The organism is Marinifilum sp. RC60d5 (assembly GCF_052400665.1).
In the GTDB taxonomy this organism is placed as follows: Bacteria; Bacteroidota; Bacteroidia; order Bacteroidales; family Marinifilaceae; genus JBQTGK01.
In genome coordinates, this window is record NZ_JBQTGK010000001.1 from 396,540 (window position 1) to 406,991 (window position 10,452).

General features: G+C 34.8%; 8 protein-coding genes and 1 riboswitch. Of the genes, 2 read left to right on the forward strand and 6 right to left on the reverse strand.

The genetic code is table 11. The features are described from left to right. Positions 1 to 2: 2 nt before the first annotated feature. The 3 genes from ACT3CE_RS01585 to trxA (ACT3CE_RS01595) form a co-directional block, all read right to left on the reverse strand. The gene (locus tag ACT3CE_RS01585) at positions 3 to 2,465 is read right to left on the reverse strand and encodes a TonB-dependent receptor (RefSeq protein ID WP_444708014.1); all 2,463 of its coding nucleotides are present in this window, start codon (positions 2,463 to 2,465) and stop codon (positions 3 to 5) included. Positions 2,466 to 2,528: 63 nt separating this feature from the next. Then, positions 2,529 to 2,623: riboswitch (TPP riboswitch) on the reverse strand. 90 nt (positions 2,624 to 2,713) lie between these two features. After that, positions 2,714 to 3,163, reverse strand: coding sequence for a thioredoxin (gene trxA / locus ACT3CE_RS01590; protein ID WP_444708015.1), 450 nt, complete (start codon positions 3,161 to 3,163; stop codon positions 2,714 to 2,716). Positions 3,164 to 3,267: 104 nt separating this feature from the next. Next, a complete protein-coding gene (gene trxA, locus ACT3CE_RS01595) occupies positions 3,268 to 3,630 on the reverse strand; it encodes a thioredoxin (RefSeq protein WP_444708016.1) in 363 nt (120 codons plus the stop codon). Positions 3,631 to 3,793: 163 nt separating this feature from the next. On the opposite strand from trxA (ACT3CE_RS01595), the gene ACT3CE_RS01600 reads away from it, so the two are divergent. Both ACT3CE_RS01600 and ACT3CE_RS01605 read left to right on the forward strand, forming a co-directional pair. Then, complete coding sequence (locus ACT3CE_RS01600; protein WP_444708017.1) at positions 3,794 to 5,254, forward strand: CCA tRNA nucleotidyltransferase; 1,461 nt, start codon at positions 3,794 to 3,796, stop codon at positions 5,252 to 5,254. Between the two features lie 135 nt (positions 5,255 to 5,389). Next, positions 5,390 to 6,844 (forward strand): monomeric [FeFe] hydrogenase, encoded by a 1,455-nt coding sequence (locus ACT3CE_RS01605; RefSeq protein ID WP_444708018.1) that lies wholly within the window; start codon positions 5,390 to 5,392, stop codon positions 6,842 to 6,844. Positions 6,845 to 6,896: 52 nt separating this feature from the next. On the opposite strand, the gene ACT3CE_RS01610 is transcribed toward ACT3CE_RS01605, so the two are convergent. The 3 genes from ACT3CE_RS01610 to ACT3CE_RS01620 form a co-directional block, all read right to left on the reverse strand. Beyond that, positions 6,897 to 7,946: an endonuclease/exonuclease/phosphatase family protein gene (locus tag ACT3CE_RS01610; RefSeq protein WP_444708019.1), complete on the reverse strand. Its 1,050-nt coding sequence runs from the start codon at positions 7,944 to 7,946 to the stop codon at positions 6,897 to 6,899. Between the two features lie 8 nt (positions 7,947 to 7,954). After that, on the reverse strand, positions 7,955 to 9,307 hold the full coding sequence (locus ACT3CE_RS01615) for a choice-of-anchor Q domain-containing protein (RefSeq protein WP_444708020.1): 1,353 nt from the start codon (positions 9,305 to 9,307) through the stop codon (positions 7,955 to 7,957). Positions 9,308 to 9,388: 81 nt separating this feature from the next. Beyond that, complete coding sequence (locus ACT3CE_RS01620; protein ID WP_444708021.1) at positions 9,389 to 10,450, reverse strand: PorP/SprF family type IX secretion system membrane protein; 1,062 nt, start codon at positions 10,448 to 10,450, stop codon at positions 9,389 to 9,391. Between the last annotated feature and the right edge of the window lie 2 nt (positions 10,451 to 10,452).

A 10,452-nucleotide genomic window follows, 5' to 3' on the forward strand; every position in this document is an offset into this window, starting at 1 on the left:
TATTAAAATCTTACTGTTACGCCTGCCAGAAAATTAATTCCTGCCTGTGGAAAGTAACCATCCATAGCAAAACGCTCACCTCCAATAATATATGAATAAACCCATGCATTCGATTCATATTCAGCATCGAATACATTGTTAACCAAGAAATTAATTTTTAAACTCTCGGCAAAACCAGGTTTAAACTCATACGAAAAATTCATATTCGATACAGTGTAAGCATCTAAACTTCTGTCCTTACTCGAAGAATTATCGATATATTGCTCTCCCACATATTGTGATATAAATTGTACTCCAAAACCTGATTTATCATACGAAAAAATAGAATTCGCAGTCACATTTGGCGAAAAAGCCAAATCAGTGGTTCCCAGGTTCGTAATATTCTGTTCTCCTGTTTCCCAATTATCAACATGCTCAACAAAATTCTTCACCTTATTTTTACTTAATGATAAATTACCTTTCCAGGAAAAATATTTGGTGATATTTGTAGCTGCACTTAACTCAATACCTGCACGGTACGATTTATCAACATTCATCATTACGGCACTACCAACATCATTTATCTCACCAGTTAAAACCAATTGATCTTTGTAGTTCATATAAAACATATTTGCTTCAAATAAGAAATTAGCCTTTGACATTTTATAGGTCAACTCATAATCAAATAAGCGCTCACTTGTTGGAGCTTCTCCTGGTTTAGCATCGGTATAATTACTTCTGTTTGGCTCTCGGTTGGCAATAGAAAAAGAAGCAAAAACACGATGATTTTCATCTATTTCATAATTTAAACCCAGCTTAGGATTGAAAAATAAGAAATCATGCTTTTGGCTCACATCCCTTAAGTCTGAGTCTATTCCTTTAATTTTATAATCAATTCCTCTTAGTTGCATATCGGCATAAAGACCAAATTGCTGATTAAGAGCAATGTTTGCTTTTGTATAAACATTGTACTCTTCCTTTGTTCCGTTATTATCGTAATACTTATCACCTAAGAAAGCATCTCCCGCATTTTTCATCCAACGAATTTCTCCAAAGTGGTCACCATCATATTTGTTCCATCCACCACCTGCAACAAAGTCTACAGAATTCATCTTTTTAGAGAATGAAAATACAGTTCCATAAAAGTCATTATCCAACCATTTACGACGAATAACATCCGTTTTTTCTATGCTTTCACCACCAATTACAATCGGAGCTAAACCATATTTCTTTAGTTTGTCATTTTTCTTGAACTGCTCATAATAACCTTCTCCCTGAGTATAATGAAAAGCCATATTGAACTTTGTATTATCATCAAATAAATGTGTTAAAAACAAGCGATAATGCTTTTGCCAGTAATTATCAGTTTCATTTTTATAAGTATACTGATTGTATGTTCTGCTATCTGAAGCCATCATATGATCTACCACATCTTGGCTCACTAGCCAATGATCTGCATAACGCTGCATACCAGCTTCATCATTTTCCAACCGAACTTTTGGAACACCATTCCATGCCTGATAAGTTTTTTCTTTACCCACAATAATATTGGCCTTTACACTTGTTTTATCGCCATAATATCCTCCCGAAAAATAGGCTGACTGCAAGTTAGAACTTGCTCTGTCAATAAATCCATCCGAAGTAATTTTGGATAAACGAACATCAAAAGCGAATCCTTTTTTCAAGCCAGTACCCAATTTCACTGTATTCTTAAAAGTATTGAAAGAACCGGCTGAACTTGAAATTTCAGCGTACGATTTAGCATTAACATTTTGTGTTTGCATATTTATACTTGCACCAAAAGCTCCTGCTCCACTTGTTGATGTTCCAACTCCACGCTGAATTTGAATATCATCTAATGACGAGGTGAAATCTGGCATATTTACCCAATAAACACCATGCGATTCTGAATCATTCAATGGAATTCCATCAATTGTTACATTGATACGATTTGCATCTGATCCACGAATTCGAAAACCAGTATAACCAACTCCTGCACCTGCATCTGTTGTTGTTACAAATGATGGCGTAATGGATAAAAGAGATGGAATATCTTGTCCTAAATTCCTCTTCGATAACTCTTTGTTACTTACATTGGTAATTACAACCGGAGTTTTTGAATCTGCACGAGTTGCAGCAACTAGCACTTCATCAGCCATTATAGCAGATGCTTCTAAGCTAAAATCAATAGTAGCTGATTTTCTTAGTTGAATTTCTTTTTGAGCAGTTTGATAACCCAAAAATGAGACTACTAAATTGTAATCGCCTTCTTTTAAATTCTGAAACTTGTATTCGCCATTAGAATTAGCTATTGTTCCTAAATAAGTTCCTTTTACTACTATTGTGGCACCCTGAAGTGTTTTTCCTGCTTTATCGGTAATCTTTCCTGTAAGATTAAGTTGAGAGAATCCGATAAAACAAACAAATTGCAATAGCATTAACACGCTTGCTCTGAGCAATACAGAGTTCATCTTTCTTGAAAACATTGTTTAAAAGTTAAAAACGTTAAAAATATATTGCAATGAGGTTTAAATAAGATCAGGTTGGCGAAAAGTTAATTCGCAATTTTCCTACGCCGGCATTACCCGGATCAGGTTTAAGGGTATGATCTCAGCCTGTAATTTTAGGCACCCCACTGTGATTTCGCTGCAAAGGTAATTGGAAAATTAGCAAAAACAAAAAAGCCGGCCAAAAGCCGACTTTTAAAAACCTAAACTATAATTAATATTCAAACCTATTTTAATGATTCAGGTGCTTCTACACCTAAGACATCTTTTATGGCTTTCACCATAGTTTCCTGTGGTAAAGCTCCTTGTGCCATTGTTGGTTTTCCTTTCATAGGAATAAACAATAAACTCGGAATACTTCTAATTCCAAATGCCGCAGAAACTTTAGGTGATTTATCGGTATCCACTTTGTAAATCTGGATATCGTCACCATATTCCTTCTGTAATTTTTTTAATACAGGAGCAATTTTCTTACAAGGTCCACACCAGGTTGCATAAAAGTCAACGATTACAGGTTTATCACCTTTAAATACCCAATCTTTACTATTCTCAAAATCGTAAACCTTTTCCTTAAAACTGGTATCATTCAAATGAATTACATCATAATCGGAACTTGCCTGAGCAAAAATATTAGTACCTACAAACGTGACTAACACAAGTAATATCAACTTCTTCATAACTTTCTTTTTTTGTTGGTAAATTGAATATTGAAAGCCAGTTTCAATATCGTGCTAAAGCTACAAATGATTTAGTTACACAGCTGTTAACGAAAACCTAATTCTTATTTTTTAGCAACTCCTAAAACCTCAGAAAATGCCTGTTCAAATGATTCTTTCGATAATGCTCCCTGAGCCATTTGTGGTTGACCATTCTCTGGAATAAACAACAATGAAGGTATACTTTGAATTCCAAACATAGATGCCAACTCTTGCTCTTGCTCAGTATTTATTTTATAAATGTTAAGATCCTCACCATATTCTGCTTTTAGTTCTTCCAAAATAGGAGCTACCGTTTTACAAGGTCCACACCACTCTGCATAAAAATCTACTAAACAAGGTTTATCTCCTTCAAATTTCCAGTCTTTATTCTTATCAAAATCAAATACTTTAGCTTTAAAAGTCTCTTTTGTTAAATGTTCTACCATAACAACTCCTTAATTAATTTAAAATTCTACTTATCTACAAATATATATATTTTTATTTTACAATTTGTATGCCAAAGCAAATATTCTTAGTTTTTTCAATTTCAGCTTAAATAATTGTAATTTTGTCAGCGAAAGATCCCGTCGATTTGTCATAAATGCGATAATGGGAATTAATAACGACCTATGCGGGTCATCTGACAATATAAAAGTGAAAGAGCATTTAAAACATCCTATATTTTCAATCATATCAGAAATAGTAAGCAAAGAAAATTTGGAAAGCTATGTGATTGGAGGATTTGTAAGAGATATATTTTTACAACGAGAATCGAAAGACATTGATGTTGTAGTAATAGGTAGCGGAATTGAACTTGCCCAGCAAGTTGCTGCAAAAGCAGGTAAGCCTAAGGTTTCTATTTTTAAGAATTTTGGCACAGCCATGCTAAAATTTAAAGATCTTGAAATTGAATTTGTAGGCGCAAGAAAAGAATCGTACAATAGAGATTCAAGAAATCCAATTGTTGAAAATGGCAGTTTGGAAGATGATCAAAAACGAAGAGACTTTACCATTAACGCACTAGCCTTAAGCTTGCATAATGATAATTTTGGGGAACTTCTCGATCCTTTTGGTGGAATTAATGATTTAAACAGCAAAATTATTAAAACGCCCATGGATCCAATGATCACCTTTTCGGATGATCCTTTAAGAATGATGCGGGCAATTCGTTTTGCCACTCAGCTAAATTTTAAAATATCAGACGAGACATTTGCTGCAATAAAAGAAAACCGGGAGCGAATTCATATCATTTCAAAAGAAAGAATTATTGATGAGCTAAATAAAATTGTAATGTCTGAGAAGCCATCAACTGGCTTTAAATTACTGGAAGAATGCGGTTTATTAAAAATAATTTTCCCAGAATTTCAAAAACTAAAAGGCCGGGAAACCAGAAATGGAATAAGTCATAAAGACAATTTCTATCACACACTTGAAGTTCTAGATCAATTGGCTCCAAAATCAGATAAGCTTTGGTTAAGATGGTCTGCTTTGCTTCATGACATTGCCAAACCAAATACAAAGAAATTTGTAAAAGGCATTGGCTGGACTTTTCATGCTCACAATTTTATAGGAGAAAAAATGATTCCCCGCATTTTTAAGAATATGAAATTGCCGCTGAACGAAAAAATGAAATTCGTACAAAAAATGGTTCTTCTTCACATGCGCCCCATAGTATTAGCACAGGAAGAAGTTACCGACTCAGCAATTCGACGTTTGCTTTTCGATGCAGGAGATGATATTGACGATCTTATGAAATTATGCGAGGCCGATATTACCTCGAAAAACGAAGAAAAAGTAAAGCGTTTTCTTGATAATTTTCAGTTGGTGCGCACCAAATTAAAGGAAGTAGAAGAAAAAGATGCAGTTCGCAATTTTCAGCCTCCCATTGATGGTCAGGAAATAATAGAGACATTTAATTTGTCGCCCTGCCGAATGATAGGTGATATTAAAGTAGCCATAAAAGATGCAATTTTAGATGGAATAATTCCTAACGAAAGAGAAGCTGCTTATCAATATATGATAAAAAAAGGAAAAGAACTTGGGCTAAAACCCGTTAAAAACAGCAAATAAAAATAAGCCAGGATAATTCCTGGCTTATTTTTTACACTTGCAAACTTTTGCATGCTGTACAACACATCTCATACCATATCTAATGTATATTTTTGCCGGCTGAAAAACTAACTAACCTATTTAAAATAATATTTAATGGCCTACGTCGACAATACTATGATTATCAGAAGAGATCTGCTATCCAGAATGGCAGAACTTTTTAATGAAGGTAATTTCACGGAACAATTGGATCGAATCCCATTGGAAATGGCTCCTCGCCGCAAACAAGATCTTGATCGTTGTTGTGTTTTTAAAGAACGTGTAATTATTAAAGAAAAAATAATTCCTCTTTTGGGTTTCGATTTAGAAGATGACAGAGACGAATTAAAAACTTTATCTTCCTATGCAAAGGAAGCTCTTGAAAGAAAAAATCCAATAAATAAAATTCTTACTGTTGTAGATGAAGCGTGTACTTCCTGTGTAAAAAATTCCTACATAGTAACCAACCTTTGTAAGGGTTGTGTTGCGCATCCATGTATGATGAACTGCCCGAAAGAAGCCATTAGCTGGAATGCAAATGGTCAAGCTCAAATTAATCCAAAAACCTGTATTAACTGCGGTATTTGTATGAGCATTTGTCCATATCACTCCATAATTTTTATGCCAGTACCTTGCGAAAATGCCTGTCCTGTGGGAGCCATTTCAAAAGACGAATACGGTATTGAGCAAATTGATGAAGAAAAATGTATCGACTGTGGAAAATGTATCACAGCCTGTCCTTTCGGATCGATTATGGAAAATTCACAGATTGTAGATGTGATGAAATCGCTTAAAGATGAAGAAACAGAAATTGTTGCAATAACTGCACCTGCAGTTATTGGGCAGTTTAAATCATCTACCGAATCGGTTCTTGGTGCCATAAAAAAATTAGGTTTTACTGATGTGCTGGAAGTTGCCAAAGGTGCAAACACAACAACCATGAACGAAGCAGACGAATTATTGGAACGATTGGAAAGAAAAGATCCATTCATGACAACTTCGTGCTGCCCTGCATATATTTCTGCCGTTGAAAAACACATTCCGGAAATCGCAAAATATGTGTCGGAAACAAAAAGTCCGATGTATTATTCGGCCGAGCAGGCTCGAGAACAATATCCTAATGCAAAAATTGTATTTATAGGGCCATGTATTGCCAAGCGTCGCGAAGGAATGAAAGATCCAAATGTTGATTACGTAATGACTTTTGAAGAACTTTCTGCTCTTTTTACCGGCTGGAAAGTTGAAGTTACACAAGAGAATCCTATTTCTCTTGATAAATCAATTTTAAATCATGGAAGAGCTTATGCTGCCAGTGGTGGAGTAGCTCAATCAGTGCTTGAGGTAAAACCTTACGTAAACATTAAACCTGTAATTGTTAATGGTTTGGATAAGAAAAAGATTAAAATGCTTAAAGCTTTTGGTAAAACTGGAAAAACCAGTGGTAACTTTATTGAGGTAATGGCTTGCGAAGGTGGCTGTATTGCTGGGCCTAGTTCTAATTTCGATGCTAAAACCGGTAGTAAACTATATGAAAAAAATCTGGCTTCATTGATTGAAAGCCTCGAAGATTAATTAAATTATAAAGCAGGCGGTAATTTTTATTATCGCCTGTTTTTTATCAGTATTATTGGCTCCAAAAATCAAGGATTATTGGCAAATGATCGCTATATCCTCCATGAAACTTATATCCTGTAAAGGTTCTGAATGGTTTTATTCCATAGTAGCTTTCATCCGCTTCCAATAAAAAATCGGGAGCAAAAATACTCATCCCCTCAACATCGCAATATAAAATTGACTTTCTGTTAAGAAGGGTTCCCGATACCATAAATTGATCGAGCATCCCCCATTTCCCCTGATACTTATGACTGGCAATACCTCCTTTATTCTCGAACTGAAAAGCCAGGTTATACAAGTTATTATCAGATAAAATTCCCTCGGGAGCTTCTGCTTTTAATATATTTTTAATGGACACGTTTCCGGGATAATCATTAAAATCGCCCATAATAAGCAAATTGGCTTTGGTATTAGTTTGTAGAATTGAGTCGAGCTTATTTCGCAGCAAACGAGCTGCTGAAATGCGTTTATTTTCCGACTCTAATTGTCCTCCCCAGCGCGAAGGCCAGTGATTTACAAATACATGAATGGTATCGGAAGATCGTAATTTACCTTTCACATATAAAATTTCACGTGTTGTTGATTTATTTTCTCTCCTATAAATTAAGGGTATAAAAGTGGTATCAATAGGACTAAAAACCTCAGGCTGATAAATGAGAGCTACATCAATTCCTCTTCTATCGGGCGATTCTCTATGAATAATCTGATAATCAATATTTTTTAATGGGGTATTTTTAAAAATCCCATTTAATGCAAAGCGATTTTCTATCTCACACAAGCCAATTAAATCGGGAAACTGCCATCCTCCCGCTGCCATTATCACTTTAGCTATTTTATTTGTTTTTTGCTTGTACTTCTTCCAGGTCCAGTTCCTAATCCCATGAGGGAGGAATTCATTGTCTATTTTAAGGCTATCATCGAAACAATCGAAGCAATTCTCTACATTATAAAAAAGAACTCTTAAATCGCCTCTTTTATACTCTTCTGTTCCTTCTAAAATCGATTGAGAAAAAACAAATTGGCTTGATATTACTAAAAACAGAAAAAATAAAAATCTCATGAATTACTTTATTCAGAAAATTCATAGACACCCATATCAGGCGTACTGCTTATTCTTGAAACTCCCAATAAATCTAAAGGGAATAAGTTTCCGTATTCTGATTTTCCTTTGTCTATGCATGGAGATTCAGAAGTGAGAGTAAAATTAAAGTTTTCGGCATCGGTAAAAAGCGGATCTTCATTAAAAATGCAATCTGAAAAAACAGAAGCATAACTGGTAATTTCGGAAGAAGGTAACTTTAGCAGGCTATTCTCAATTTTTAAATCTGAAGAATTTAGCAAACTAATTTCGTTGTTGCGTGTTCCCCAAACAATAGAATTGCCAATTTTAGAACTACTGTCCTCATCATTGGCAATAGTAAAGGACGAATTGGTTCGAACCCCATAGTACCAGGAATTAAATATGGTAGAATGATACAATTCCACATTCCCATTTCCCACAACATGTAAACATTCCTGGCCACAATTAGCCAATATCATATCGTGAGCTACAAGATCGACATTCGTAAGAGAAAGTCCTTTTTGTGTAAAATTCTTAATTACCCCATACTCTAGGTGAAGAGTATTTGCAGACTCACCACTACCTAAATATATCAAACCATTTTTTCCATTTTCGATGGTAAAATGTTTTAAGTCACAATTCTCACTACTTTCCGACACGTAAATACCATCCCACTGCCCGGGCACATTTTTATAAAGATCTTCGAAACGAGAACTTCCAAAATAAACCGGTTTTCCGTAGCTTCCCTCTACTTTTAAATTTCCATTAATATACAAAGCTGCATTTTTTTTGAAATAGATTTTTGCCCCTTCCTCGATACTAAGAGTGCTTTCTTCGGCCACAGAAATACTCTTCTCGATTAAATAGGGCCTTTTTCCCGACAGGTTTCGTGAACTTACTATATCTAAACTCAACAAAATAACATCTTGCGCATAAGTCTCTAAAATGACTCCCTGTAACTTTTCATTAATTTCGAAAACAAGAATATCTTCCAGACTTCTTGGTTCATCAATATCTGCAACTTGCAAATCTACTTCAACAAAAACAAACAAGCTATCGTTTGCCGGGATATCAATATCTACATAATTATTATTGCGAATACCATTTACGTTTAAACGATATGGGGAATTTTCATTGTATAAAAATATTCTGGAAAGCTTAACTTTCGAAGATGACTGATTATAAACTTTAAATTGCTTTGTTGTTGATCCAAATCCGGTAAATAAAGTATCAAAAGAGAGAGTATCTGCAGAAAAGCTAAGTCTAAAATCAGGATCTAAATTATATCCTTCCTCTTTATCGCAGGATACTGATATTACAATAAGTAGTAAAACGATTATATATAATCCGCTTTTTCTCATACAAAAGTTATTTGAGAATTGAAGGTAAAAAAAATCCGGTATTAAATATTATACCGGACTTAAAAAATATGTTTCTATCCATTAAAAGAATATATAACTCTTACTTTGTCTTTTAAAACGTTGGGTTTTTGTTTTGCTAAAATTTCTATCGGCAGCACGTCTTTCACGCAAACGAGATTCCCGTTTCATCTTATTTGGAATATCAAAGTTAATTCCAATCGTAATTTCATGGGTTCCATCGCTACTATCGGCAATCAGGTTATTAGAATAATGATCGTAAGAATATCCAATGTAATATTGATTATAGCTAACTCCAATCATACCCACTATTTGATCGTTGGTACGATAGGATGCCGACATCCAGAAATGGTTAATATACAATTTCATGGAAATATCATAATAAGCATCAGAATCTAGTGTTTTTCGAACAATTACTGAAGGTTCAAGATCCACCAAATCCATTAAATGAAAAGTATAACCAGCTGTGGCATAAAAATGTCGCATCATAAGGTCATCAGCAATATGATTATCGCCCAGTTTTACCGCCGATTGAAACAAGTGTACAGCCGAAACACCTACAAAGTAATCATCGTTATACAAATAAGCTCCAAAATTAGCATCGGGAACGTAAGAAACTTCATCTGTTCCCGTATATAAGGGATCGTTTACCGGAATATCTTTCCCATCGAAACGATATTGATAAAACAATCCACCTAAACCAAAGGATAATTTTGTAGCCGATCGGCCTAGTTTTCGTTTTGTTAGCTGTAAATGGTAGGCATAAGAAAGCTCTAAACCTGTGCGGGAAACAGCTCCATACTTATCGTTAAAAAAGTAACCTCCTATACCTACTCCACGCTGTTTATTCCTTCTTGCCAAAGGATTACCCATTACGTTACAAGTTATACATTTATCGCCAAAGTTCTTATTAAAACTTAAGGCTTGCGTTTCTGGCGCTCCTTCAACTCCCGCCCACTGCTGTCTTATACTTAGGCGTAATGGGGAATACATTCTACTCCCAGCCATTGCTGGATTAAGTAAAAAACCATTCTCCACATATTGACTATACAGTGGCATTTGTTGGGCTTTTCCTTGAGAAAAGACCAATAAGAGGACTCCTAAAACAAGTAATGTTTTTCTCATTA

Bases quoted from the DNA above. Each gene is read 5' to 3' on its own strand.
- ACT3CE_RS01600 (WP_444708017.1), top strand. From the start codon at position 3,794: ATGGGAATTAATAACGACCTATGCGGGTCATCTGACAATATAAAAGTG.
- ACT3CE_RS01605 (WP_444708018.1), top strand. From the start codon at position 5,390: ATGGCCTACGTCGACAATACTATGATTATCAGAAGAGATCTGCTATCC.
- trxA (WP_444708016.1), bottom strand. From the start codon at position 3,630: ATGGTAGAACATTTAACAAAAGAGACTTTTAAAGCTAAAGTATTTGAT.
- trxA (WP_444708015.1), bottom strand. From the start codon at position 3,163: ATGAAGAAGTTGATATTACTTGTGTTAGTCACGTTTGTAGGTACTAAT.
- ACT3CE_RS01620 (WP_444708021.1), bottom strand. From the start codon at position 10,450: ATGAGAAAAACATTACTTGTTTTAGGAGTCCTCTTATTGGTCTTTTCT.
- ACT3CE_RS01615 (WP_444708020.1), bottom strand. From the start codon at position 9,307: ATGAGAAAAAGCGGATTATATATAATCGTTTTACTACTTATTGTAATA.
- ACT3CE_RS01585 (WP_444708014.1), bottom strand. From the start codon at position 2,465: ATGTTTTCAAGAAAGATGAACTCTGTATTGCTCAGAGCAAGCGTGTTA.
- ACT3CE_RS01610 (WP_444708019.1), bottom strand. From the start codon at position 7,946: ATGAGATTTTTATTTTTTCTGTTTTTAGTAATATCAAGCCAATTTGTT.